Raw genomic sequence first — 21601 nt, 5'->3', positions numbered from 1 at the left:
TCTATTATTCCTACTTTCGCAGGAATCTATAATTATTTATTCTTGTTTTGTAGATTCCCACTCGCGCAGAAATAACAAAGCTATAATCCTTAAATTAGAAATACTAATCTTCTGTTTCTACTGAAGCATTCGTCTTAGCTTGTTCTGTTTTTATTCTATTTAGTTCGGTTTCTGCTTCTGTAACAACCTCTGAAAAATCTTTAAAATTCTTAATTACACTCTCCAAAATATAAGTTGCTTGAAAGGCATCACCTAATGCATATTGGTTTTTCGCCATAACAATTAAGCCTTTTGCACCATAGAATTTATAACCAGAATAATCTTTAGCCAAACGCTGTACTACTGTATTTGACGCTGCGTAATTACTTTCTTTATTTTTAAAATATGCATTGTAGTATAAAGCTTCGGCAGCAGTCTCACCAGTTGCTGTTAATTCTACATTTGCATAAGCCGATTTTGCTTTAGCTTCATCGTTAGTCTTCATTGCAGAACGTGCAATAATTACATAAGCATCACTTTTAATCTTATTATCTAAGTTTAAATTACTGAGTACTTTTTCCGCGTAAGCGACAGCTTCAGTATATTTTTTTAATTGATAATTGGCTTGCATTAAATTAGATTGTGCAAACAGAATATTTTGTGGAAAATTAGCTTCTGACTCCAAACGTTTTAAAGTCCCAATTGCCTCTACCCAGTTTTTTTGATCTAGTATTATTTGAGAGAAACGCAATAAAGCTTCTTCTGTAAATTCACTTTGAGAGGCCTCTACAACTGCTTTATAATGTGGTTTTGCATTTTCTTTCAAGTCTTTCTTAAAATACAATTGTGCTAAATAAAAATGAGCCTGATTAGCGTGTAATCCGTTATTAAAATCATTTAAATAACGATTAAACAATTTAATAGCATCGTTGGTATTACTATCTAGATATTGCTTTTCTGCAGACAAATACGTCGCGTTATCTAAATCGCCATCTGCAACTTCTACATAATCTAACGTTTGTACCCAAGCTGCATATTCATTTACACGACCTAAATCTATATAAATTAAACGTGCTGTGGCTACTGCTTGATTTGCTTCTAAAGAATTAGGAAAATCACCAGCCACTTTTTTAAACTTAGTTAGTGCTTTCTCGTTTTTACTTGTATTATAATAAACTAAACCTTGACGTAATAATGCTTTTGAGGTAAAAGATCCGTTATTATATTCTGAAATTAATTGATTGTACATGGCAACACCTTTTTCTGAATCACCAGATTTTACATACGCATTACCCAACGTGTACATAGCATCATCACGTAATTTAGAACTCAAGTACTTAGAAATAAAAGTTTCTAGTTCTGAAATTTTCTTCTCTGACTGTCCCAAATAGCCATAACTCATTGCTTTTTGAAAGAATGCATAATCCATTTCAATTTTATTAACGCTTAACGCTTCGCTATACATAGTGATGGCATTTTGGTATGCACTTGTAACGAAGTAACTATCTGCCAAACGTAAGTAGGCATCATTTAATCTTACTTTGTCTTCTTTATTATTAATCGTGAAATTTTTAAAGTACTGAATAGCCTGATCGTAATTTTTCTGCTTAAAATATGTATAAGCTAAATTATAATCTAAGTTCTTATATTCTGGTGTTTGATTGGCTTCTGTTTGCTGCTGAAACTGTTTAAAACCAATTAAGGCATCATCGTAATTTGTTAAGTTATAATCGGTTTCTGCTTTCCAAAATGTTGCTCTTGCAGTATATTTAGCATCTTGAGACTCACCAATTGAAGCATCGAACATTTTTTCGGCCTCTGTGTAATTACTTTCATTATACAATTCGATTCCTCTATAATAGGCTACTTTTTGATAAGCTACTTTATTTTCGAAGCTCTTTTTTCCTTTTAATAAAACTAAGGCTTCTTTATAATTTTTTGAAGTGATATAAGAATCTATTAATAATGTTTCTAACTCTTCTCGGTAATTAGTTTCTGGATATTTATCTAAATAACTAGCCAATACTTGCGGAACCGATTGGTAAGGGTTACCAATCTCGTAACTAATTTTAGCGTAATTAAGCCACGCATCTTCTTGAATTTTTAAATCATAATCCATTTGCGATGCATTTCTAAAGGCGTTTAAGGCCTCTTGCTTTTTATCAAGATTCACATAACTCTCTCCTAAATGGTAGTATGCATTCTGTGCGACGCTATTATTACCGTCTATAATTTTATTGAATTCTGAAATGGCTTTATTATAATTCTTTTGTTTGTAATAAGCATAACCTAATTGGTAGTAATCTGTATTATTCCACTTTCCTTTTTTGCCTTTATATTCGGTTAGATAAGAAATAGCTTCTTCATATTTTTCTAGATTAAAATAACTTTCACCAATAATTTTATTAAGCTCGGATAATTCGTTCTCCTCGTTAGTTTTCTCTAATTGTGCTTTTGCTAATTCAATAGCTTTTTCAAACTTTCCTAGTTTAAAGTTTAAATCTGCTTGGTAGTAACTTAGCTTTTCTTTGTATTTATCTTCTCCTTCAACTTGGTTAAAATACTCGTTAGCTTTATCGTAATCATCGCCTTCGTAAGCCATAAAACCAATATAATATTTAGCTTGCGAACCATATTTTTGAGAGTTCTCAACTCTATTTAAATACTTTTTAGCTTCTTTAAAATTCTTCGAAGAAAAAGCAGTATATCCTCTATTAAAATTAAACTTTTCAAGTTCTGTTTGAGACAGTGAGTTCTCGTCTACTTTACTATACCACTTTTCAGAATAGGCAAATTTTCCGTTTTCGAAATAGTAATCTGCCACATCTACGAATGCTGTATTTTTTTTAGTACTTGTAGGATAATCCTCTACAAATCCTTCTATTAAAGTATCTGCATTTTTCTGATTTAAACGCACTGCACAGTTAGCAATGTAATAGGCACAATCAGACTCTATAGCTTCTCCTTTTGACGCTTTTTCAACTTGCTTAAAAGCAGCTTGAGCAGCTAAATATTGCTGATTATTATATAGCGATAATGCTTTTTGAAATTCGACAAAATCGTTTGTGTATGCTGCAGATTGCTGTGCAAAAGAGACTAGAACAAAACTTAACGAGACAAATAATGATAAAATATGTTTTTTAGTCATTAACTAGGTATTTAAAATTTAAGAATCAAAGATAATTTAATCCTAATATGTTAACGTTAGAAATTTGTTATAATTATAAATTGAATTTATAGTCTGATAAATTATTTTATATTTACCAATTAATAAACCATTGCATGGATTTAGTAGAACTTACACAAAAAGGCAAGAAGCACACAAATTATAGACATCCATGGGAAAGTGTTAGATTAAGGTTTATAAAAAATAAATTAAATCATATATTACCCGACGTTACACTACCTTATATCTTTTTGGATATTGGCTCTGGCGATACCTTTTTAGCTAAACAGCTTTCTGAAACCTATAAAAATAGTCAGTTTCATTGTGTAGATATTGCTTTTACAGATGAACAACTAAAGACTTTTAATTTAGAAAGCGGCATAAATATAGCCGTTTATAAATCTACTAATGACCTTCCCTTACAATCTAAAGATGAAATAGATGTTGTTTTACTTTTAGATGTTTTAGAACATATTGATGCAGATGAGGCCTTTTTAAAAAGCCTTAATAAACTACCAAATTTTAGTAAAAAAACTAATCTTTTAATAACTGTTCCTGCTTTTCAAAGCCTATTCACTCAGCATGATATTATTTTAGGACATTACCGACGTTATACTAACAACTCATTAACAAAAGTCTTGGAGCATAATCAATTTTTGGTAGAGAAGAAAGGCTATTTTTTTACTTCTCTTTTACTACCTCGGTTTATTGAAAAACAGATTGAATCTTTAAAAAAAAATCCATCAAAAGAAACTAGAGTTTCTAGCTGGTCTCACGGCAAAATTGTTACCAACCTTTTTTCAAGTATATTAATCTGTGATAATATAGTTACAAACTTTCTAGAAAACTTGGGTGTACGCATTATCGGACTTTCAAATTATGCGATATGCAAGAAAAAGCATTAATAATAGTCCCGTGTTATAATGAAGCAAATAGACTTGATGTCGATAGCTTTAATACTTTCCTTTTAACAGAAACAGAATTAGATTTTTGCTTTGTTAACGATGGTAGTATTGATAACACTCTCGATGTATTAAAGACCTTAGCCTCTAGTAAAAATGCTTACGTTTTAAACCTAGCAACAAATGTAGGAAAGGCAGAAGCTATACGACAAGGTGTTCTTCAGTTTAAAGATAAAAATTACGCTCATATAGGCTACTTAGATGCTGATTTATCAACGTCTTTAAAAGAAATAAAAAGACTTTACAACTTAAAAGATGAACACTCCCATTTTATATTAGGTTCTCGATTTAAAAAAATGGGTAGCTCAATAAAAAGAAGTAAAACTAGACATTTTTTTGGCAGAATTGTAGCAACATTTGTGGATAGTATGATTTTAAAATTAGGAATTTATGATACTCAATGTGGAGCGAAAATCATTAAAACAGATTTAGCCAAAACTATTTTTAAAGACACTTTTAAAACCAAATGGTTATTTGATATTGAATTACTTGCAAGAACAAAAAAACAATTTGGCAAAGAATATTGTAAAAGACATATAGTAGAAGTTCCCTTGACACAATGGATTGACAACGAAGATACGAGAATAACTTTTTTAGACTTCTTAAAAACACCATTTGCATTAGTTAAACTTTATTTTAATTACAAATAAAAAATGATACAGAAGCTGCAAAAAATCATTAATAATCATCCCTTGAGAGTACTCTTAACTTTTGCAGTATTTGTTAGAGTTTGCATAGCATTGTTTTATAATTCAATAAGTATTTTTCCGGATAGTCAAGATTATATAAATTTAGGTGAATTAATAACACGTTTACAACTAGAAAACTACCCAGGAAACCGCACACCCGGCTACTCCACACTAATAGCCTTAGCCAATAACAGTTTAATTATTACTGTTATATTTCAAATACTTTTAGGATTTTTAAATATCTACCTTTTATTCGATTTCTCTAAAAGACGAACAAAAAGCATCGCAACTGCATTTTGGATTACCTTTTTTACTACTTCATTTATTCATTATATATTTTTTGAATTTGCAATACTAACCGAGTCTCTTACCATAAGTTTAGTACTCCTTATTTTTTGGTTTATAGAGCGTTTTAAGCTATTTAACTCAGCCGTATCCATAAAATATTATTTTATACTATCCATTTTATTAAGTATTATTTATTTAATAAAACCACTTTTTATATACTTTACCTTAGCTTTTGCTTTGTTTTATTTTGTTAAAAATTATAAACAGAAACTAACCAAAATAGTTTTAAAAAGTTCCGCAGTTATCTTACTACCATTTCTTATCTATTTTTCTTGGAATAGTTTCAATAAAAAAAACATTGGGTATTTTACGAATACATTCTATTTTGGCATTAATTTATCGCAAACAGCAACGTCGTTTTTTGAGAAGGCTCCAGATGAAGATGCCTTAATTAGAGATATTCTTGTTAGAAAAAGAGATTCGTTAATAACATTTGCTCCAAGAAAAATACCAATGAGTGTTTGGTTTGCTTACGATGAACTTAAAGAAAAATCGGGCCTTACTCCACAAAACTTATCAGCTGAGCTTGGTAGAATTTCTAAAAACCTTTTTAAAAAGCATCCAGATTTATATGCTAAGCAAGTACTTAAATCTTCTTATTTGTTTTTTACAAAATCTGGTGCACTAAAATGGAACTATCAATCCTTTAAAAACAAATATTTTAAATACGGTTTAGTAATAATTTGGGAGTATTTTCAAATATACTTATTAGCTTTGTTCAATATACTATTCATTTTGTTTGCAATTAAAAAACTTTTTCAGTTTTTTAAAAGTAAAATCAAAATTTATGATTTCAATTTATTTGTTGTCTGCATAGTACTCTCAGGAGCTTTAGCCCAAGGATTAGTTGTTTATGGCTCTAATAGTAGGTTTGCGTTTCCGTTTTTACCATTAATTGTTTATTTTGTTATTATTAATGTTTTAGATTTGAAGTCTAAATATTTCAGTATTAAAAAACTATAAATTTATATGTCTCAAACTGTTCTAGAATTTAAAGATGCTTCCATTTTTCAAGGTGATAGTCTAGTGCTGTCCAACGTTAATGTAAAAATAGACAAAGGTGATTTTGTTTATTTAATAGGAAAAACGGGCTCTGGTAAAAGTAGTTTTATGAAAACCTTGTATGGAGATATTCCTTTAAAAAAAGGAGAAGGTAGTATTGTTGATTTTAATCTAAATACTTTAAAAGAAAAAGACATTCCTTTTTTAAGACGTAAGTTAGGAGTTGTTTTTCAAGATTTCAAGCTTTTAACAGATAGAACTGTTAATGCAAACTTAGAATTTGTTTTAAAAGCTACAGGCTGGAAAGATAAAGCTGCTATGGCAACACGAATGGAAGAAGTGCTTAATAAAGTAGGTATGAAAACTACTGGTTTTAAATTCCCTCATGAGTTGTCTGGAGGAGAACAACAGCGTGTGGCTATTGCTCGTGCTTTGTTAAATAATCCTGAACTTATATTGGCAGATGAGCCAACTGGAAATCTAGATCCTCAAACAAGTATTGAAATCATGGAGGTTTTACAAGAAATTAGTAAAAATGGAAATACAATTTTAATGGCAACTCACGATTATGCTTTACTATTAAAATACCCAAGTAAAACTTTAAAATGTGATGAAAATCAAGTTTTTGAAGTTGTACAACGTAGAAATTAATCCTCTTTTAGTTTTCTATATAGATAACTGGTTTTTGTTTTAATTTTAACAATAGGTTAAGGTTATAAAAGCAAGAGCACTACTACTTTTTATAAACATGTGGGTTTTTACGTACTCCTTTTTTAAAAATTTTTCTAACCAACATCCTTAAACTAGAATCACAATCTAAAAGTAAATTCGTGATTTTTTGATTTGGTCTACCTCTAAACTTGGTAATATGGAATTTATCGGTTTCAAGTAGCGCATTATCACTAAAATAGTAATTAGAGATACAACAGCGATTGCCGTCTATAGTAACTTTGTTAACAGAATGCCATGAACTAGAATGTGTAGCCATAACAATTAATCTATTAAACTTACTCACTATTTCTAAAGGTTCCTTTTTAGGGCCATTTGGCCATAACTCTAAATTCCCTCCATTTTGTTGTTTCCAATTTGGCGTAACGTAATACAAAAGGTTTAAAACTCTCCAACGTTCTCTCTCTGCATCGTGTGAATTATCTAAATGCGGATTTAAAAAATTATCTTTCGCCATTAACGACAAACCTCCGGCATACAATGAATCGTCTGGATATAAAGTTGATATATTACAAATTTCGCCAATAAGAGTAACAATTTTCTCATTTTGAAAAGCATAGATCACAGCCTCTAAAAGCTGATGATGTTTATTCATTTGGGCAGACACATGCTTATACTCCTTTATAGATTTAAGCAATCTCATTTCTTTCGGTTTTGGGAAAACTCTAGCGCATTCTAATGCCAATTCTTCTGGCAAAACATTATCTATGTAAAAATAACCTATGGTCTTCTCACTCTTGGTAAACTGCTCTACTAAAGCCTGTTTATGAGCAAAAATATGGTTATATATAATATCTGAAATAGCTTGTTTTTCCAAATGAAAGAATCAAAAATTAATCTTATGCAATTTACTATTTTCTATAGAATTAAACATCAAAAAAATTAAAAGACAATTTCTTATTTCTTCCTATTAAAAAACTGTATTTTTAAACTCATAAAATCATGCTTTCAGTACTAATTCCTACATACAATTATAATGTTTCTAAATTAATTGCAACAATTCATTCGCAATTGATAACGAGCTCTGTAGCCTTCGAAATAATTGTTCTGGAGGATGGTAGTACCTCAAAAATTAATTCAAGCAATGCACTAAGCAACACGCAAATTATTGAGAATACCACCAATATAGGCCGTGTTAAAGCAAGGCAAGCCTTAGCATTAAAAGCAAAATACGATTGGCTTTTATTTTTAGATGCTGATGTTACTCCAAAGTCAGATAAATTCATATCTAACTACATCGATGCTATCGCGCTTGAATACGATGCTTATTTTGGAGGTTTTGCCTATTACAAAAACAAGCCTGAGCACTCGTATATTTTACGATGGAAATACGGAAAAACTAAAGAGCAAATTCCTGCATCTACGAGAAACAAACTGCCATATAAAGTTATTATTTCTGCAAATTATTTAATAAAAAAAAGCGTTTTTAATTCTGTTAATTCTAAAATTGAGGACAATAAAGGATATGGCTTCGATAATTACTTTGGTGCTTTACTTCAAAATAATAAAGTTAAAGTTCGCCATATTGATAATGAAGTCTATCATTTAGGGATTGAAAAAAGTGAAGTTTATTTAAAAAAGAAAGAACAGGCTGCATTAACCTTAATTCATTTTTATAAAACTGAAGGCTTTAATAACCATAGTAACGATTTGCTTCAGCTATTCTCCAAATTATACCAACTTAATCTCGTTTGGCTTTTTAGCTTATTGTATAAGTTTTTGAAAAACAGCATGAAAAAAAATTTATTAAGCATTTCGCCTTCAATAACCATTTTACAACTGTATAGAATAAGCTTTATGTGCAATGCATATAAAACACAAACTACCCTTTAGATTCTAAAAAAACATTATAATCTCTAATATAATCTGCTTCATCATATTTTTCTGAAGCCAAAACTAAACATACTGCTCCAGACGAAAAATTATCGAGTTCTCTCCATATACCATCTACTATTAACAAACCTTTATCGGGTTTATTTAATGTAATAGTTCTAGAATTTTCTCCATCCTTTACTACAACATCAAAACTACCGCTTAACGCTACTAATAATTCATGACAGGCTATGTGAGCGTGTCCTCCTCTGCTTGCATCGCTCGGTACATCGAATAAATAGTATGTTCGTTTTACGTTATATTTTAAAATATAACCTTCTATTACACATAAATTACCTCTTCCTTTTTCATCAATTATTTTAGGAATATCTATTAGCTCTACGTTGTCTATTGTGGTTGTTTTCATCTATAAATTTAAGTTATTCCGCCTCTATTAGTTTCTCCCAATGTTTAGATATATTTTCAACTGAAAATTTCTCTACACTTGTTTTAGCATTTTTCTTACAATTGCTGTACAATTCTTCGTTAATGGCAAACTCATTCATGGCATTTGCAAGAGCTTCAGAATTATAATTCTCTACTAATAATCCATTATGTTTGTCTACTATAATTTCTGAAGGACCAGATTTACAATTTACAGCAATAACTGGTGTGTTAATAGATAAACTTTCTATAAGCACCCTTGGGAAACCTTCGTAATGGCTTGTAAGCAGTGTAAAAACAGCTTTCTTTACATATGTAATTGGATTACGTGTATTTGGTAAAAATTGCACTTTCTCTTCTATTCCTAATGTTTTAGTTAACGTTTTAAACTTTTGTAAATCTGGACCATCGCCAAGTACTACTAAATTAATATTATTTTCAGGTAACTGAGACAGGCTATAACTTTCTATTAATAAAGTTATGTTTTTAACACTATCTACCAAGCGTCCGTAAAATAAAACAAACTTTTCATTATAAGTAATTTCTTTTTCCAATATAGATTCACTCGCATTTAAATCTACAGGATTGTAAACAGTTTCAACATTTTTAAAACCATACTTTTCTTCAATTTTATTTTGTATAGCTTTAGAAACTGTAATTATTTTATTGGCATTTTTATATAGAATTTTTGCAAAATATTTATTTTTAGGAAGATAGTTTTCAAGTTTGTAACTACGTACCATGTAATAGATGTTTTGAGAGCCATAAATTATTTTATTAATAAAATACTGCTTTAAAATAGTTGGTCTACTTCTACTATCTATAACCACATCAAACTTTTCATTTTTTAAAAAGCTGTACAATTTCCAAATGCTTTTTAGCTTACCAATTATAGAATTATTTTTTTCTTTAAACTCACCTAGGTTTAAAATTTCACCTTTAAAAGGATAATCAATTATATTAAGAATACAAACAATATGTACTTTGTAACCTAAATCGCTAAGCATTATAGATAATAATGCCGAAGATTTTTCTGCACCTCCTTTTCCTAACGAAGAAGTAACTATACAAATCTTTTTTTTATTGTTTCTTTGCACTTATATTAGATTTATTATCAAATATACTATAATGAAAATATTATTGATAGGAGAATATAGTAATTTACACAATTCGCTAAAACAAGGGTTAGCTAAGTTGGGGCATGACGTTAAAATTGCGGGCTTAAACGATGGTTTTAAGAACATACCAGTAGACTTAAAAATTAAAAAAAAATATGATAACGGTTTTTTAAAATTATTAAAAAACATCATTTATAAGTTTTCTAAAATAGATTTGCATTCGATTAATGTAAAAAGACAGATTATAAAATTACAAAGTGAATTAAAAAATTACGATGTTATACAATTTATTAATGAAACGCCTTTTTTATGTTTACCAAAAACCGAAAAAGAAATATTTAATCTTTTAAAAAAAAATAACAAAAAAACATTTTTACTCTCTTGTGGTACAGACCATATTAGCATAAAACATGCTAACGATGGTTTATTTAGATATTCTATACTTACGCCATATTTAAATGGTGAAACAGACTTCGATTCAGCTTTAAAATATCTTGATGCTGCGCATACCAATTTACATAAACATATATATAAAAATGTGTCTGGTGTTATAGCCTCAGATATAGATTATCATATTCCATTAATTGGTAATGAGAAGTATTTAGGAATGATACCAAACCCTATTAATGTAGAATTATTACCCTTTAATACTTTAAAATTTAAGGATAAAATAAAGATTTTTCATGGTATAAATCTGACTTCTAAAAATAGAAAAGGCAATGTTTTTTTCGAAAAAGCTTTGGCAATAATTCAAGATAAATACCCAAATAAAGTTACTATAAAAACAACAGAAAATATACCATATAAAGAGTATATAAAAATCTATGATGAAGCACATATTCTTTTAGACCAAGTGTATGGTTTCGACCAAGGTTACAACGCACTTGAAGCGATGGCAAAAGGCAAAGTTGTTTTTACAGGCGCAGAACAAGAATGGTTAGAGTTCTATAATATCAAGGAAGATACTGTAGTTATTAACGCATTGCCAGATGTCGATTCTATTGTAAAGAAACTTGAGTGGTTAATTTTAAATCCTGAGAATATTCTTGAAATATCTAAAAATGCACGACAATTTATAGAGAATGAACATGATTATATTTCTTCAGCAAAAAAATATATTAATACTTGGACTCAGTAATTGTTTTAATAATTAAGCTTTAACAATTAAGTTTTTCAATAAGTTCTTTTGCTCTCCTTTCCAATCTCGCGTTATATTCTCTTTAATTAATTTAGCAGGAATGCCACCAATTAGGCTATTTTCTTTTAAAGACATGTAATCTTTATTACACAAGCTATTTGAAGCTATTGTACAAAAATTTTGAGTCTTTGTTTTAGACATAATTGACACTCTATTACCAATGTAATTATAATTCCCTATTACTATTGGCGAAGCTATTGGTGCTTTCTCATTAGTTAATGTATTAATCATTTGATGAAAATTACTATCAATTATCTGTGATTCGGATCCTAGTCTAGCATAGTCACCAAGAACAACATGCTTTGTACATATAAGCTTGCCTCTTGAGGCTAAGGAAGCCATATTACCAATTTGGCAGAATGCATTATGTTTTACATAAATAAAATAATCTTTACCAAATTGAGCATAGCCTTTAAATACTAGTTTCCCTTTTAAAGAAAACTCAGCTGTTCTATTTGAAACGGTGTCCATTTCGTACTGCTGTCCAAAACCAATCATGGCGGTCTTAATTGGAGCATCAATTAATATTTCTCCAGCAATACTTGCTAACTTAACGCGACCGTAAAAATAGACCGGTAACTTTTTCGCTATAGGAAATGGGAATTTTTTAAAGTTGAAATAAATGGTTTTCCTCCAATTAACGGACATAAAAAAATGACACTCTTTTTTAAACTTCCTGTATTTTTTTTTAAAGAGTTTATCATTTTTTTCTTTTAAATAATGAGCGCATAAACATTTTAATATCAATTTTTTTATTCAATTTATAATAAGAAACACAGAAGCAAATGGTAATTAAAAGAAAGAATAAGGCATTTTTTAATACTCCTTGAGCGAGGTAAGTTACTAAAAAGGTTAATACACATAATATAATCGCTAATAAAAAAAGGAAGTAGAATGAAGACTCTAAATAAATACCATATCTATAAAAAATAATAAAAGCAATAACAACGAAATGAACAAAATAGTATACTAAAAAGCTCATTCCTAAGCCTTCTAAACCACCAATATAATACCCAAGCACATTCACTCCTAAAAGAAGAATATTAAAGAGTATTGCTGTTTTAACAAACACCTTAGAATCGCCTTTAGCTATAATAATATAACCCATACAAAAGGAAACCGATTTTAAAATCATTCCTAAAATTCCCCATTTCAATAATGCAATGATTGGTAAAAACTCTGTACTGTACAAGGTTTTAACTATAAACGGTGTCATTGCTAGAAAAAGAACAACAATTGGTAAAAGTATTAAAAGCGCTAGATAACTCTGTTGATACATAGCGAATTGTAATTTTTTATTATCGTTATGTATACCTGCCAATTTTGGATAATAATCTGTGCTCATAGCATTGAACACTAAACCTACGTATGTATTTAAAATAACGTAAGCTGCCATGTATAAACCTATTTGATTAACACCTCCGGTTGTACTTATATAGATTTGTAGCAAATACGCACCTAGTAAACCCAACATAGAACTAATTGAAAGCGAAAACCCTAATTGCGTCATTTCCTTGCCTTGAATAAAAGCCTCTTTAAATGAAATTTTAACTGACTCAAATTTAATTTTCTTAAAGAAATAAAAGGCTACTAAATAACTCAATACAGCTGTTAACACTATAGAAGGAACAATTGCTTCTATCTTAAAAAAATAGTAAAGCGGAACACTAACTAATAAACCTAAAAAATTAGAGATAAGATTAAATTCAGCTATATACTTGAGTTTTCTAAGTCCCTGTAAAACTGCTATATTACTACTTGTTAATTGCTTAAATACCAAAGCAATTGAAACCCATATTATAGCAATACTATAGTCTTTATTTTTAAATGCTAGCTCACTCAATAAAGGTGAGGCCACAACCATTAATACTGTACCAAACAAAGCTGTAAACCATACCATTTTTTTTAAGATACTTATGGTTTTTGAAACTTTAAAAACATCCAAAGAGCTATTAGCAAAGGCGATATCTTTTACCGAACTTTTATCTAACCCCAAACTTGTAAATCCATTAACAAGATTTAGTGTTGTTAATAATAAACTTAAAATACCTAAACCTTTAGGACCTAAAATTAGAGCAGCCACTTTCGATCGTATTACAGAAAAAAGAATAATAAATATCTGAACGCCACCATAAATAGTGGTAGCTTTCATTATTTGATGGTATGAACTTTTTGTTTCATTCATTTAAATTAAATAACGAGGGATTTAATAATTATACTTATTTACTATTTCTATAACTTTTGCTATTTCAAAATCTTCCATTACAGGACTAATAGGCAAACTCACACATTCCTTGTGTATACTTTCCGTTATTGGTAATTGTAATTTTGAAAACTCATGTAAAGCCTCTTGTTTATGTGGTGGTTTTGGATAATGTACAGAAGACTGAACTCCGTTATCCAATAAATATTTAACAAACTCATTCCTATGTTCTACTAAAACCACAAACAAATGAAAGTTATGATTTTTTGATCCATCATAAAACGGAAGCTTAACCTTATCATTATTAATTTTTAAAAGATACTGTCGTGCAACTTTTCTCCTTTGCTCATTATCAGTATCTAAATGTTTCAATTTGATATTTAAAATGCGCGCTTGAAGTTCATCAATCCTATTATTTATACCAATTCTTACATTCTCATATTTTTTAGCTGAACCATAATTTCTTAATTCTGAAACTGTTTTAGCTAGTTTTTCATCGTTAGTCGTAACGGCTCCTGCTTCACCTAAAGCTCCTAAATTTTTGCTTGGATAAAAACTAAAAGCAGCAGCATCACTTAAATTACCAGCACGTTTACCGAAAGCGTTTTCTGCTCCATGTGCTTGAGCTGCATCTTCAACTACTATTAAATTATGCTTTTTAGATAATTTTAAAATCGCTTCACTATCTGCCAACTGTCCATAAAGATGCACTGTTAATATTGCTTTAGTTTTACTCGTTATATGTTTTTTTATAGTTGAAGCCTCCCAATTAAAAGTGCCAATATTCGGCTCTATAAAAATTGGCTTTAAACCTGCTTCAATTATAGCCAAAATAGATGCGATATATGTATTGGCAGGAACTAAGACTTCATCTCCTTTATTTAGTTTTCCTAATTGTATATAGGCCTTAAAAATAATAATTAAGGCATCTAATCCATTACTAACGCCTATACAGTGTTTTGTTCCACAATACTTCGCGTAGTTAATTTCGAAAGCTTTTGTTCCCTCACCTAAAACATAATGCCCAGACTCAAGAAACTGCTGAAACTCTAGTTTTAATTGAGGTTCAAAACGTGCGTTTATTTTATGTAGATCTAAAAATTTAATCATAACATAACCGTATCTAGTTTAGAGAAGTTATTCGTTTCAAAAGTATAGAAATCCTGAGCAATTATACGTGCACCAAAGCCTTCTTTCCAATATTGCAATCCTTCATTTACATTTCTACCTTTATTTTCATTTGAAATCCCAAAATCAAAATAATTTTTATCAGCAAAAACTTCATCAAGTAAATGCATATGTAAAAAATCTAAGCTTCCTAAAACATTCTTGTTTTCGTTACCCGAAATATATTGAGAATGTGCAACATTATGAGATTCAAAAATCGTAGTTCCCGCAACTAATTCTTCATTTTGATACACATTAAATTGCCTAATGTTTTTTGGAAATAGATGCTTAAGCATCGTAATTTCCTTTAAACTATGAACAGGTTTTGCTTCATGTTTATTGGCTAAATTAGGAATTAAGATAGTATTCCAAAATGCTGTAAAATCAAGAACTTCTTTTATTTCTAAATTATTTTTCAATCCACGATTTTTGCCTTCAATTCTATTTTTAGAGTACTTTATGCGTTGACTGCTACAGATTACTGCAAGCGCATCCCTTCTACTTAATTGAGCTTCTAATAAAAATGCGAGATATAATAACTCATCATTTGGAATTTTACAGTAAATAGAAGGTAACAATTTCACATGTAACTCATTTATTTTTGACGAATCTAAATATCTTAGAACTGACTTAAAAATTAATAAAACGACATTAAATTTAATCTTTTCATTAAAAACTAATCCACCATAGCTTAGCCCTTCATGAGAATACACCTTCCCGCCACGCTTATTTGCTGGCAAAACACCTACTAGCTTTTCATCTTTAAAAACCATTAACGAAAAATCTTCGAATCTATCACTATGATACTCCATAAACGCTCTTTGAAAAAGAAAGGTAGCATTCTTTGCTTTAGAAACAAAGCTATTCCAAAGCTTGAGCTTTTCCGGTGTGTATTTTTCTACAGTATAAATAACGACAAGTTTTGGTTATGATTATAAGTAGCAAAATACAATAATTTTAATTTTTTAAACAAAAAGAGCGACTAAATAGTCACTCTTTTAATATCACTTAAATAATTAACAAAAAAAAGAGAAACACTTTGCAGTGTTTCTCTTTTAGTAAACTATAATTTAACTGCTAATTAAGCAATTTTGTTTCTTTTTCTGTCTGCTTCTTTTAACCAAATTTTACGTAAACGTAAGTGGTTTGGTGTAACTTCAACATACTCATCTTTCTGGATGTATTCTAAAGCTTCTTCTAACGAGAATTTAATTGCTGGTACAATTTTAGCTTTATCATCTGCTCCAGAAGAACGTACATTACTCTGCTTTTTAGCTTTAGTAATGTTAATATTCATATCGTCTTGACGAGAGTTCTCACCAATTACTTGACCTTCATAAATATCTTCACCTGGCTCAACGAAAAACTTACCTCTATCTTGTAATTTATCAATAGAATAAGGAATTGCAGAACCATTCTCCATAGATACTAAAGATCCAGAAATACGTCCTGGAATAGCACCTCTTAAAGGTTGGTATTCTTTATAACGGTGTGCCATAATAGCTTCACCAGCAGTAGCTGTTAACAATAAGTTACGTAAACCAATAATACCACGAGAAGGGATTAAGAATTCGCAAATCATACGATCTCCTTTAGCTTCCATAGATAATAACTCACCTTTACGTAAAGTTACAAACTCTACAGCTCTACCAGATACATTTTCAGGAAGGTCAATAGTTAACTCTTCAATTGGTTCACATTTAACACCATCAATTTCTTTGATAATTACTTGTGGTTGTCCAATTTGAAGTTCGTAACCTTCACGACGCATTGTTTCGATTAATACAGATAAGTGTAATACACCACGACCAAAGACCATGAATTTATCTGCACTTCCTGTTTCACCTAATTTAAGTGCTAAGTTTTTTTCTAGCTCTTTTTCTAAACGGTCTTTAATATGACGAGATGTTACATACTTTCCATCTTTTCCGAAGAAAGGTGAATCGTTAATTGTAAATAACATACTCATTGTAGGCTCATCTATCGCAATAGATTTTAAAGCTTCAGGATTTTCAATATCAGCAATAGTATCACCAATTTCGAAACCTTCGATTCCTACTAAAGCACAAATATCTCCAGTTTGAACGCTCTCTACGCGTTTACGTCCTAAACCTTCAAATATAAATAACTCTTTTATTTTTGTTTTTGTAATAGTACCATCTCTTTTTACTAAAGAAACTGCTTGTCCTTCTACAAGACCACCTCTTTGTAATCTACCAATTGCAATACGACCAGTAAAAGAAGAGAAATCTAAAGATGTAATTAACATTTGCGTTGTTCCTTCCTTAAAATCAGGTGTTGGAACATGCTCAAGTACCATATCTAATAATGGTTCAACATTATCAGTTTCATTTTTCCAATCATCACTCATCCAGTTGTTCTTAGCACTACCGTAAACTGTTGGAAAATCCAACTGCCACTCTTCTGCACCAAGTTCAAACATAAGATCGAAAACTTTTTCATGTACAATATCAGGCGTACAGTTTTCTTTATCAACTTTATTTACAACCACACAAGGCTTTAAACCTAAATCAATAGCTTTTTGTAATACAAAACGCGTTTGAGGCATTGGTCCTTCAAAAGCATCTACCAATAATACAACACCATCGGCCATGTTTAAAACACGCTCAACTTCACCACCAAAATCGGCGTGACCAGGAGTATCAATAATGTTAATTTTTGTACCTTTATATACAACAGAAACGTTTTTAGACGTAATGGTAATACCACGTTCACGTTCTAAATCGTTGTTATCAAGAATTAAATCTCCTGTGTTTTGGTTTTCACGAAACAGTTGACAGTGGTACATAATTTTGTCTACCAATGTTGTTTTCCCGTGATCTACGTGTGCAATAATTGCAATATTAATAATCTTCTCCATAATGTATGCCTTATTTTAAGCGTGCAAAGGTACTTATTATTATTGAACTTTACTATAAATATTTTTATTTGGGCATTACGTTGTGTTGCAAGTTTATTTTCAGACTAAAATTAAGGTAAGTAACTGTGCAACAAAACGTCGCGCTTTCACTACTCGCTCTCTGCGAGGAGCTCAAACATGCCGTTCAATCCCTAATGCAGTACTTGTTATGTTTAGGTTATTAAATTAAAGTTTAATTATACTTATAAATTAAAATTTTAAATACAAAAAACTATCCCGAAATAGCAGAACTTCGCTTATCGTCTAATATGAAATACTTGTGCTGAACTTAATTCAGTATTGAAACGCTTTTATACCAACGAAACATTGGCAATATTTTCGTATTGATTCACATTTGATGTATATTTACACCAAAACATAAAGTTATGTCAAGACAAAGCATATCATTTACAGAACCGAACGACGAATGGCTGAAAGCGCAAGTGAATAAAAATGAATATTCAAGTAAAAGCGAATTAGTAAACGATTTAATTAGACAAGCCAGAAAACAGCAAATTGAGATTGATTGGGTTAGAGCCAAACTTGATAAAGCTGAAAAAAGCGGATTTACGAATGACAATAAAAACGAAATTTTAGCTCAATCAAAGTCATTATTAAATGGCTAAGTACAGATTAAGCAACGAAGCTAAAAACGATTTAATACGAATTCACCATTACGGAGTTGTAAAATTCGGAATGACTCAAGCGGATAAGTCTTTTGAATCATTTTTTGAATATTTTGACATTATTTACCAAAGGCCTTATTCTTTCGAATCGGCTGAACATATAAAAAAAGATTATAGACGTTGTGCTTGTGGAGTTGATAGTATCTATTTTAAAGTTAATGAAGATATTATAGATATAATGGTAATTATTGGAAGACAGGACTTGAATAAAAAACTATAACGGAATAATAAAAACGGTTACCACCACCGTATAAAAATAATTACGGTTTAGTGCTTAATCTAAGCTCGTTGCTTGTTTGTAACGTCTAATTTTCCTTCGAAAAATCCTCGCATAAAAACCATGCAACTAACCATACAGAATCACAATAAGTTAAAAATCAAAAACGATATATTAAATTCATAGTTATCTTTTCAATTTCAAGTTCAGCTTCAATTTCAATTTCATTTATTTATCTTTGCAATTAAACTCAAGACAACTACTTATGCAATTGCAAGACATACCTCAAATAAAACACACTGACTCTAATAACTTCTTTCTTTTATGTGGACCATGTGCCATAGAAAGTGAAGATATGGCGTTTAGAATTGCGGAACGTGTATTAGAAATCACTAATAAATTAGAAATTCCTTACATATTTAAAGGCAGTTTTAAAAAAGCTAACAGAAGTAGAATCGACAGCTTTACAGGAATTGGAGATGAAAAAGCTTTAGAAATATTAGCTAAAGTTTCAGAAAAATTTAATGTTCCTACAGTTACGGATATTCACGAAGTAAGTGATGCTGCTAAAGCTGCACAATACGTAGATGTATTACAAATACCTGCTTTTTTAGTGCGACAAACAGACTTAGTTGTTGCAGCAGCAAAAACAGGCAAAGTAGTGAACTTAAAAAAAGGACAATTTATGAGTCCGGAAGCCATGAAACATGCAGTGCAAAAAGTAAAAGATGCTGGAAGCGATAAAGCTTGGATTACAGATCGCGGAACCATGTTTGGTTACCAAGATATGATCGTAGATTTTAGAGGTATTCCAACAATGCGTGAATTTGCACCTACCGTTTTAGATGTTACACATTCTTTACAACAGCCTAATCAAAGTGCTGGAGTTACAGGTGGAAGACCAGATATGATAGAAACTATTGCTCGTGCAGGAATTGTAAATAACGTAGATGGTTTATTTATAGAAACACACTTTGACCCAGCAAATGCAAAAAGTGATGGCGCAAACATGTTACATTTAGATAACTTAGAAGGCTTGCTAACTAACTTGGTTGCAATTAGAAAACTAGTTAATACGCTATAGTAATTCCTTCCATATCTAAAAAAGCAGAAATCCACTTAATAATAAATTAAGATAGATTTCTGCTTTTTTAATAATAACAGTGCTAGTATTTTTTCTTATAAAAACCGTCTTCTTTATTACTATTCACTTGTTTTAAAATAGAAATTAAAACAGTATCGTTTACAGCATCCAACGTTTTATAGCGCAAAGATTTTACAACTTTACGGTTTTCGCTAACCAAATGCTCTGTATACTTTGTAATGTAATTTGAATGCCAAAAAGCAATATCTACAAATTCATTTTTATGACTCGCATTTAAAAAACAAATAGGCCGTTTACCAACATAATAACATGGAATCTTCCATTTATATTTTAACTCAACGTTAGGTATTGTGTGCTCTATAATAACTTGCGCATGCAATAATATAGAACGATAAGGTTCTGGTTGGTTTAATATGTAGTCTTCTGCTGGGTTCAAAATTTAAAGGCTATTTTAAAATAGAGTAATCAATCCAATTACAATTAAAACGATTCCAATTATAGCTTTAAATGGCATTAATTTATCAGATATTTTTTGCAATGTATCTTTAAAAGCAGGTGCTTTCCCAATTACGTGAGTTAATAATAAAAAACCTCCAATAAGACTTACAATATTAAATATTAGTCCTCCATTTCCTATAAGTCTAATTAATGCTAAAACAACCAATGCTCCACCAATAACAGTTTGAAACGGTGCCAAAGCAGCAGCTATTTTATTAAAGAAATTACGTTCTCCATCTAATTTATCTAGCGTGGCTAAACCTAGTAATAATCCGCCAGCAATATTTGCTATAGTTAGTAATGTTACAATCATTGGTGTACTTTAGTTTATTAATGAGATTATAAATTTACAAAATTGTGAAACAATTAACTTGTGTAATTCAAGTATTTTATTTTACTTTGTAATTCAAAGTACTTTTATTATGAGCGATAAAGATTATTTAAAAGATATTAGCGAGATTAAAAACTTGATGAATAAAAGCTCAAGATTTATTTCTTTAAGTGGCTTATCTGGAATATTAGCTGGTGTCTATGCCTTAATTGGTGCAGCGCTTACCTATTACCTTGTTACAGAGTATAGCTATGGAACCCTAATGCTAGACGGCTGGATTTTTAGACGTGTTTTATTTATCCTTTTTATGGTTGCCTTCTCAAGTGTTGTTACTGGCGTTTTTTTAACCACCAGAAAAGCAAAACAAAACGGCGAAAAAATATGGGACACCTCATCTAAAAGGTTATTACTAAACTTCCTATTACCTTTGGTGGCCGGTGGAATTTATACATTAATAATTTTATATCATGGTAAATATGGCCAAACAGGAGGTTTAATGTTAATTTTTTATGGCTTAGCATTAGTAAATGCTTCTAAATATAGTATTGGTGATATTAAATACTTAGGTTACACAGAAATAGTTTTAGGCTTAATTGCTGCATTATTTCCTGGTTATGGCTTCTATCTTTGGGTCATTGGTTTTGGTGTTATGCACATTATTTATGGAACAATTATGCATTTTAAATACGATACAAAATGAGTAGAACATTAAAAATAGGAATAATTGCAGCACTACTGGTTTACGCATGTGGAGCGGTTTATACGTATTACTCTAATATTAAGTTCGAGGAACGCGTCGCTTTTTACGATACAGATAAAAATGGTTTAATTGACAACAAAGAGATAACAAAAAACTCTATTGCCACTGCTAAACAATTGACAAAGCGCAAAACAACAAAGCAAGCTTTTTTAATGCTTATTCCAATGTCTTTAATATTTGGTTTATTTGCAGGTGGAATATCTTTTCTCTTTAGAAAGATGAAATATATTGATAAGAATGAAATTGATTACGGAAAATGAGTTCGTT

At 30.2% G+C, this 21601-nt stretch carries 22 protein-coding genes; 11 read left to right on the top strand and 11 right to left on the bottom strand.

Annotation, left to right across the window (positions count from 1 at the left end; genetic code table 11):
* Window positions 1-103: 103 nt before the first annotated feature.
* The gene (locus ASC44_RS13805; RefSeq protein ID WP_055448204.1) at window positions 104-3127 is read right to left on the bottom strand and encodes a tetratricopeptide repeat protein; all 3024 of its coding nucleotides are present in this window, start codon (window positions 3125-3127) and stop codon (window positions 104-106) included.
* Between the two features lie 134 nt (window positions 3128-3261).
* On the opposite strand from ASC44_RS13805, the gene ASC44_RS13800 reads away from it, so the two are divergent.
* Genes ASC44_RS13800 through ASC44_RS13785 form a run of 4 tightly spaced genes read left to right on the top strand, consistent with a single transcriptional unit; the run spans window position 3262 to window position 6797 of the window.
* Window positions 3262-4050 (top strand): class I SAM-dependent methyltransferase, encoded by a 789-nt coding sequence (locus tag ASC44_RS13800; RefSeq protein WP_055448203.1) that lies wholly within the window; start codon window positions 3262-3264, stop codon window positions 4048-4050.
* Window positions 4032-4757 carry a glycosyltransferase gene (locus tag ASC44_RS13795; RefSeq protein WP_055448202.1) on the top strand — a complete coding sequence of 242 codons (726 nt, stop codon included), beginning with the start codon at window positions 4032-4034 and terminating at the stop codon, window positions 4755-4757. Before ASC44_RS13800 ends, ASC44_RS13795 begins: the two co-directional genes overlap by 19 nt.
* A gap of 3 nt (window positions 4758-4760) precedes the next feature.
* Entirely contained in the window at window positions 4761-6107 is a 1347-nt protein-coding gene (locus ASC44_RS13790; protein ID WP_152973336.1) for a glycosyltransferase family protein, read from the top strand.
* A 6-nt stretch (window positions 6108-6113) separates the two neighbouring features.
* Complete coding sequence (locus tag ASC44_RS13785) at window positions 6114-6797, top strand: cell division ATP-binding protein FtsE (RefSeq protein ID WP_055448200.1); 684 nt, start codon at window positions 6114-6116, stop codon at window positions 6795-6797.
* Between the two features lie 82 nt (window positions 6798-6879).
* Here ASC44_RS13785 and ASC44_RS13780 read toward each other — a convergent pair whose 3' ends face one another.
* Entirely contained in the window at window positions 6880-7692 is an 813-nt protein-coding gene (locus ASC44_RS13780; RefSeq protein ID WP_055448199.1) for a 2OG-Fe(II) oxygenase, read from the bottom strand.
* 125 nt (window positions 7693-7817) lie between these two features.
* On the opposite strand from ASC44_RS13780, the gene ASC44_RS13775 reads away from it, so the two are divergent.
* The gene (locus ASC44_RS13775; RefSeq protein ID WP_055448198.1) at window positions 7818-8708 is read left to right on the top strand and encodes a glycosyltransferase family 2 protein; all 891 of its coding nucleotides are present in this window, start codon (window positions 7818-7820) and stop codon (window positions 8706-8708) included.
* Here ASC44_RS13775 and ASC44_RS13770 read toward each other — a convergent pair.
* Both ASC44_RS13770 and ASC44_RS13765 read right to left on the bottom strand, forming a co-directional pair.
* Window positions 8698-9114 carry a sugar 3,4-ketoisomerase gene (locus ASC44_RS13770; RefSeq protein ID WP_055448197.1) on the bottom strand — a complete coding sequence of 139 codons (417 nt, stop codon included), beginning with the start codon at window positions 9112-9114 and terminating at the stop codon, window positions 8698-8700. The two genes, ASC44_RS13775 and ASC44_RS13770, sit on opposite strands and share 11 nt — an antisense overlap.
* A 13-nt stretch (window positions 9115-9127) precedes the next feature.
* On the bottom strand, window positions 9128-10228 hold the full coding sequence (locus ASC44_RS13765) for a glycosyltransferase (RefSeq protein WP_055448196.1): 1101 nt from the start codon (window positions 10226-10228) through the stop codon (window positions 9128-9130).
* Between the two features lie 31 nt (window positions 10229-10259).
* Between ASC44_RS13765 and ASC44_RS13760 the strand changes: the two genes are divergently transcribed.
* The gene (locus tag ASC44_RS13760) at window positions 10260-11387 is read left to right on the top strand and encodes a glycosyltransferase (protein ID WP_055448195.1); all 1128 of its coding nucleotides are present in this window, start codon (window positions 10260-10262) and stop codon (window positions 11385-11387) included.
* 12 nt (window positions 11388-11399) lie between these two features.
* Here ASC44_RS13760 and ASC44_RS13755 read toward each other — a convergent pair whose 3' ends face one another.
* From ASC44_RS13755 to typA, 5 genes are all read right to left on the bottom strand, one after another.
* Window positions 11400-12095: an acyltransferase gene (locus tag ASC44_RS13755; RefSeq protein ID WP_055448249.1), complete on the bottom strand. Its 696-nt coding sequence runs from the start codon at window positions 12093-12095 to the stop codon at window positions 11400-11402.
* Window positions 12096-12147: 52 nt separating this feature from the next.
* The gene (locus ASC44_RS13750) at window positions 12148-13632 is read right to left on the bottom strand and encodes an oligosaccharide flippase family protein (RefSeq protein ID WP_083476309.1); all 1485 of its coding nucleotides are present in this window, start codon (window positions 13630-13632) and stop codon (window positions 12148-12150) included.
* Window positions 13633-13653: 21 nt separating this feature from the next.
* Window positions 13654-14760: a DegT/DnrJ/EryC1/StrS family aminotransferase gene (locus ASC44_RS13745; protein ID WP_055448193.1), complete on the bottom strand. Its 1107-nt coding sequence runs from the start codon at window positions 14758-14760 to the stop codon at window positions 13654-13656.
* Window positions 14757-15629, bottom strand: a complete 873-nt coding sequence (locus tag ASC44_RS13740) for a GNAT family N-acetyltransferase (protein ID WP_241491434.1) — start codon at window positions 15627-15629, stop codon at window positions 14757-14759. Before ASC44_RS13740 ends, ASC44_RS13745 begins: the two co-directional genes overlap by 4 nt.
* A gap of 269 nt (window positions 15630-15898) precedes the next feature.
* Entirely contained in the window at window positions 15899-17698 is a 1800-nt protein-coding gene (typA, locus tag ASC44_RS13735; RefSeq protein ID WP_055448191.1) for a translational GTPase TypA, read from the bottom strand.
* Between the two features lie 425 nt (window positions 17699-18123).
* On the opposite strand from typA, the gene ASC44_RS13730 reads away from it, so the two are divergent.
* The 3 genes from ASC44_RS13730 (at window position 18124) to kdsA (ending at window position 19724) form a co-directional block, all read left to right on the top strand.
* Window positions 18124-18363 (top strand): ribbon-helix-helix domain-containing protein, encoded by a 240-nt coding sequence (locus ASC44_RS13730; RefSeq protein ID WP_055448190.1) that lies wholly within the window; start codon window positions 18124-18126, stop codon window positions 18361-18363.
* The gene (locus ASC44_RS13725) at window positions 18356-18643 is read left to right on the top strand and encodes a type II toxin-antitoxin system RelE/ParE family toxin (RefSeq protein ID WP_055448189.1); all 288 of its coding nucleotides are present in this window, start codon (window positions 18356-18358) and stop codon (window positions 18641-18643) included. The genes ASC44_RS13730 and ASC44_RS13725 overlap by 8 nt, the downstream gene beginning before the upstream one ends.
* 262 nt (window positions 18644-18905) lie before the next feature.
* Complete coding sequence (gene kdsA, locus ASC44_RS13720; RefSeq protein WP_055448188.1) at window positions 18906-19724, top strand: 3-deoxy-8-phosphooctulonate synthase; 819 nt, start codon at window positions 18906-18908, stop codon at window positions 19722-19724.
* 82 nt (window positions 19725-19806) lie between these two features.
* Here the strand turns inward: kdsA and ASC44_RS13715 are convergent, their stop codons facing one another.
* Together ASC44_RS13715 and ASC44_RS13710 are read right to left on the bottom strand one after the other, a co-directional pair.
* Window positions 19807-20181: a DUF1801 domain-containing protein gene (locus tag ASC44_RS13715; RefSeq protein WP_055448187.1), complete on the bottom strand. Its 375-nt coding sequence runs from the start codon at window positions 20179-20181 to the stop codon at window positions 19807-19809.
* A gap of 15 nt (window positions 20182-20196) precedes the next feature.
* Window positions 20197-20556 (bottom strand): hypothetical protein, encoded by a 360-nt coding sequence (locus ASC44_RS13710; protein ID WP_055448186.1) that lies wholly within the window; start codon window positions 20554-20556, stop codon window positions 20197-20199.
* A 109-nt stretch (window positions 20557-20665) separates the two neighbouring features.
* Here ASC44_RS13710 and ASC44_RS13705 point away from each other — a divergent pair, with 109 nt between their 5' ends.
* Together ASC44_RS13705 and ASC44_RS13700 are read left to right on the top strand one after the other, a co-directional pair.
* The gene (locus tag ASC44_RS13705) at window positions 20666-21274 is read left to right on the top strand and encodes a hypothetical protein (RefSeq protein ID WP_055448185.1); all 609 of its coding nucleotides are present in this window, start codon (window positions 20666-20668) and stop codon (window positions 21272-21274) included.
* The gene (locus ASC44_RS13700; protein ID WP_055448184.1) at window positions 21271-21594 is read left to right on the top strand and encodes a hypothetical protein; all 324 of its coding nucleotides are present in this window, start codon (window positions 21271-21273) and stop codon (window positions 21592-21594) included. The genes ASC44_RS13705 and ASC44_RS13700 overlap by 4 nt, the downstream gene beginning before the upstream one ends.
* The last annotated feature ends 7 nt before the right edge of the window (window positions 21595-21601 follow it).

Source organism: Lacinutrix mariniflava (assembly GCF_001418015.1).
GTDB classification, from domain to species: Bacteria; Bacteroidota; Bacteroidia; order Flavobacteriales; family Flavobacteriaceae; genus Lacinutrix; species Lacinutrix mariniflava.
Note: the sequence above shows the minus strand (reverse complement) of the source record. Positions and strands in the feature narration are given on the sequence as shown.